The organism is Neisseria sp. P0021.S007, assembly GCF_051956855.1.
In genome coordinates this window covers 1-961 of record NZ_JBQCXA010000204.1, presented here as the reverse complement: position 1 = coordinate 961, position 961 = coordinate 1, and the positions used below count along the sequence as shown (strand labels likewise).

General features: G+C 47.8%; 2 protein-coding genes. Both read left to right on the top strand.

Features of this window, described 5'->3' with window-relative positions:
• A partial coding sequence (locus ACTHUR_RS12240) for a tryptophan synthase subunit alpha (protein WP_440398745.1) occupies positions 1-381 on the top strand: 381 nt, incomplete at its 5' end.
• Positions 382-456: 75 nt separating this feature from the next.
• On the top strand, positions 457-961 hold a 505-nt coding region (locus ACTHUR_RS12235; RefSeq protein ID WP_440398744.1), incomplete at its 3' end, for an acetyl-CoA carboxylase carboxyltransferase subunit beta.

Here is a 961-nt window from a genome sequence, read left to right as displayed (position 1 = left end):
CCTTTGCATGACTCGTTGAAAGCGCAAGGTATTGATTGTATTTTCCTTATTGCGCCAACAACAACTGAGGAGCGTATTCAAACGATTGCCAAAGTAGCCGGCGGTTTTGTGTATTATGTATCGCTCAAAGGTGTAACCGGTGCTGCAAGTTTGGATACTGAAGAAGTTTCGCGTAAAATAGAGCTTTTGCGCAAATACATCGATATTCCGATTGGTGTCGGCTTCGGCATCAATAATGCGGAGAATGCGCGTAAAATTGGTGCGGTAGCGGATGCCGTTATTGTCGGCAGCCGTATCGTCAAAGAGATTGAAAGCCATGCGGGTAGCGAGGCCGAAGCAGTAGGTGCGTTGGTTAAAGAGTTGAAAGACGCGATTCGCTAATATTTTTTATTCCATTATTTCAGACGGCCTTACGTTTAACTGGCCGTCTAAATTCTGAATCCTAAGGAGTCATTCATGAGCTGGCTAGATAAAATTCTTCCTCCGAAAATTAAAAACCGAAGCAGTTCGTCCAGCGTCCCTGAAGGTCTGTGGCACAAATGTCCGTCTTGTTCGGCAACGGTTTACTCAACCGAGTTGAAACAAAACAGCGAAGTCTGCCCGAAATGTAATCATCACAATCCGCTTTCTGCGCGCGAACGTTTGGACCTGCTTTTGGATGAAGAAGGCCGTGAAGAGATTGCAGCCAATATTAAACCGACAGACCCGCTGAAATTTAAAGACAGCAAAAAATATCCGGATCGCCTTGCTGCTGCGCGCAAAGCAACCGGCGAAGACGATGCTTTGGTTGTTATGAAAGGCACCATGAACGGCCTGCCTGTCGTGGTGGCTGCGTTTGAATTCCGTTTTATCGGCGGCTCTATGGGTTCGGTCGTGGGTGAGCGTTTCGTTCAGGGTGTACGCCGTGCTGTTGCAGATAATTGTTCGTTTATTTGCGTGGCGGCTTCCGGTGGTGCGCGTA